Annotated in this window: 4 protein-coding genes; 3 read left to right on the top strand and 1 reads right to left on the bottom strand. The window is 72.9% G+C overall.

All coding sequences use genetic code 11. The annotated features are described in order from the left end of the window. Nucleotides 1–645: MFS transporter (locus tag I5E_RS16305; RefSeq protein ID WP_022907923.1), on the top strand; the 645-nt coding region annotated here is incomplete at its 5' end. Between the two features lie 10 nt (nucleotides 646–655). Continuing rightward, nucleotides 656–1,201 (top strand): substrate-binding domain-containing protein, encoded by a 546-nt coding sequence (locus tag I5E_RS16300; protein WP_187290527.1) that lies wholly within the window; start codon nucleotides 656–658, stop codon nucleotides 1,199–1,201. Between the two features lie 14 nt (nucleotides 1,202–1,215). On the opposite strand, the gene I5E_RS16295 is transcribed toward I5E_RS16300, so the two are convergent. Beyond that, nucleotides 1,216–1,797, bottom strand: a complete 582-nt coding sequence (locus tag I5E_RS16295; protein ID WP_022907921.1) for a TetR/AcrR family transcriptional regulator — start codon at nucleotides 1,795–1,797, stop codon at nucleotides 1,216–1,218. A gap of 272 nt (nucleotides 1,798–2,069) precedes the next feature. Here I5E_RS16295 and I5E_RS16290 point away from each other — a divergent pair. Next, nucleotides 2,070–3,011 (top strand): multidrug effflux MFS transporter (locus I5E_RS16290; protein ID WP_022907920.1); only part of this gene is annotated, 942 nt, incomplete at its 3' end.

Below are 3,011 nucleotides of genomic sequence, written 5' to 3'. Positions count from 1 at the left end.
TCCGCCCCGTTGTGGCCCGCCGGGACCTTCCGTGCCGCGCCCGGGCTGCCGTCGGTGATCCTGTTGCGCGGCCTCGTCGCGGCCTCGTTCTTCGGCAGCGAGGCGTACGTGCCGTTCCTGCTGCAGGCGAAGGATGGCCTGTCCGCCTCGGCCGCGGGGCTCGCACTCACGGTCGCGGCGCTCAGCTGGGCCGGGTCGAGCTGGGTGCACGGGCGCCTGGGCGAGGACCGCGCCACCGCCACCAGGACCTTCGCCGTCGGCCTCGCGCTCGTCCTCGTCAGTCTGCTCACCGCGCTGACCGTCGCCACCTTCGGGTTGCCGTGGTGGCTGCTCGTCGTCGGCTGGTTCGTCGGCGGCGCGGGCATGGGGGCGATCTACCCGCGGACCTCGATGCTCACCCTGCGGTTCTCGGGCGAGGGCGACGACGGCTTCGCGAGCTCGGCCCTGACGATCGCGGACGCCTCCGGTAGCGTGATCGGACTCGCCGTCACCGGCCTGCTGTTCATCGGCACGGGCGGTGCGGACGGTGCGGTGTCGTTCCCCCTGGTGTTCGGCGGCATGACCGTCATCGCGGCGCTCGCGGTCGCAGCGGTGCGTCGGCTCGGGCCCGTCCCGGCACCATCGGCCGTCCCGGTGGGCGGGTAGCGTGGCCCTCGTGCCCCTCCGCTTCGTCACCGCCGCCGTGGTCGTCGGCGTGACCATCGCCCTGGCCGGGTGTCAGGGCACGACGTCGGCGGCGCCCTCGCCGGTGCAGAGCACGGACCTGACGAGCTCCGACGGCGGGTTCGACCGGCACGCGGTGATCGGCGTCGTCCTCGAACCGGGGCAGGACACGCTCGGCGACGACCTCGAGCGCGGGTTGAGGGACGCCGGCTTCAGCCCGGACGTCCGCGTCGCCCCCGCCCGTGGGGCCGCCGCCGCACAGCGCACCGCGGTGGACCGGCTGGTCCGGACCGGCGCGAAGGCGCTGCTCGTGCGCCCGGTCGACGCCTCGGCGCTGACCGGGGTCATCCAGACGGCGCACGACGCCGGGGTCGTCGTGGTCTCCCTCGGCGAGCCCCTGCCGACCAGCGGTACCGGCGGCGACGGGGTGTCCGCCGACTACCGGGTGCCGGCGGGCGACGACCAGGCGGACCTCGTCAGCGCGGCGGTCGACGTCGTCGGGTCACTGCAGCGCGGCGAGAAGCCCACGACCGACTGACGGGTCGGGCGGGTTCAGCGCCACCAGGACGGGAACGACAGCACGATGGTGTCGACGAGTGCCTTGCGGGACCGGCGCGGTCCGGCGAGCCACGCCTCGATCGCCCCGACGAACCCCTGGGCGACGAACCCCGCGGCGACGTCGTCGAGCAGCTCCGGTCGGTGCTCGCCGTCGAGCGACCGGATGTGCTGCTCGCTCGACACCGTGAAGTGCTCGACGAGCAGCCGGTGCAGCGAGGCGTCGTTCGGGTCCGGCAGCGCCTTGCCGTAGATGTCACGGTGCGCGACGACGTGCTCGACCACGGCGTTGATGCCGCGCCGGGTGATCATCGCGAGTTCGTCGAGGTCCGCGCCGCGGTTCGCGGCCACGCGCCGGGCGTCGGCGTCGTCCTGGCGGATGCGGTCGAGCTCCGGCGTCAGCACGTCCGCGAGCAGGGACCCGGGGGAGACCGCGTGCGAGTAGAAGGTCGCGCGGTTGATGCCGGCTGCACGGGTGACGTCGGCGACCGTGATCTCGGACACCGGTCGATCGGCGGCGAGGCGCAGGATCGCTTCGCGCAGGGCGGCGGTCGTGTGCAGGATGCGGGCGTCCACCATGACGCCACCCCCTTCTGATCCGGTTCCCCCCGCCGGTGTTCCGACGGAACGTGCGGGACGGCTCGGCCGCGCGGACGAGCGCTGACGAGCAGTCCGACGGTACCGCATGGGCCGCGTCGGAACCGGGCGGCGGCCGTGGCAACACGCGGGCGGACGCGCGGAACTGCTGCGGCAGTGCTCGGGAGGGCCGTAGGATGGTACCGCGGCCGAATCGATTCGATCGATGCCGCGATCACCTCCCACACCCCCTCACCGTCGAAGGACCCCTGCTCGTGACCGCGCCCGCAACCACCGGTTCGCTCCGTGTCGTCCTGCACCCCGGAGACGCGCTCTCCCGCAGCCAGCGACTCGTCTACGTCTTCGTCCTCGGTGCGCTCACCGCGCTCGGGCCGTTCACGATCGACCTCTACCTGCCGGCCTTCCCGTCGCTCAAGGACGAGTTCGGCATCAGCGACGGGGCGGTGCAGCTCACCCTGACGGCCACGACCCTCGGGTTCGCGGCCGGGCAGCTCCTCGTCGGCCCGTGGAGCGACAAGGTCGGTCGTCGCCTCCCGCTCATCATCGCGACGACCGTGCACGTGGGCGCCTCGATCGGGGCCGCGCTCGCGCCGAACGTCGAGGTGCTGGCGGTGTTCCGCGTCCTGCAGGGCATGGGCGCGTCGGCCGGCGGCGTCGTGGCGATGGCGACGGTGCGCGACCTGTTCGGTGGCAAGCCGCTCGTGCGGATGCTGTCCCGGCTGGCGATGGTGAACGGCCTCGCGCCGATCCTCGCCCCGCTCATCGGCTCGCAGATGCTCCGGTTCGTCAGCTGGCGCGGCGTGTTCGTCTTCCTCGCCTGCTACGGCGCCGCGGTGGTCATCGCATCGATCCTCCTCATCGTCGAGACGCTCCCGCCGGCCCGTCGGCACGAGGCCGGCCACTCCACCATCGGACAGCGGTACCGCGCGCTCTTCTCGGACCGCGTCTTCGTGGGGGTCGCGCTCATCGGGGCGATGGTCTTCAGCGGACTGTTCTCGTACCTCAGCTCGTCGCCGTTCCTGTTCCAGGGGCTGTACGGGCTCGATGCGCAGGAGTACGGCCTGCTGTTCGCCGTGAACTCCGTCGGCGTCGTCGTCGGGGTGCAGGTGTCGGCACGGCTCGCACAGCGCGTCGGGCCGCAGTGGATCATCGCGTGCTCGACCGCGACGCTGTTCCTCGCCGCCTNCGCGATCATC

This window comes from Curtobacterium sp. B18, assembly GCF_000333375.1.
GTDB lineage: Bacteria > Actinomycetota > Actinomycetes > Actinomycetales > Microbacteriaceae > Curtobacterium.
Note: the sequence above shows the minus strand (reverse complement) of the source record. Positions and strands in the feature narration are given on the sequence as shown.

Coding starts and splice junctions, on each gene's coding strand:
- I5E_RS16295 (WP_022907921.1), bottom strand. CDS start 1,797: ATGGTGGACGCCCGCATCCTGCACACGACCGCCGCCCTGCGCGAAGCG.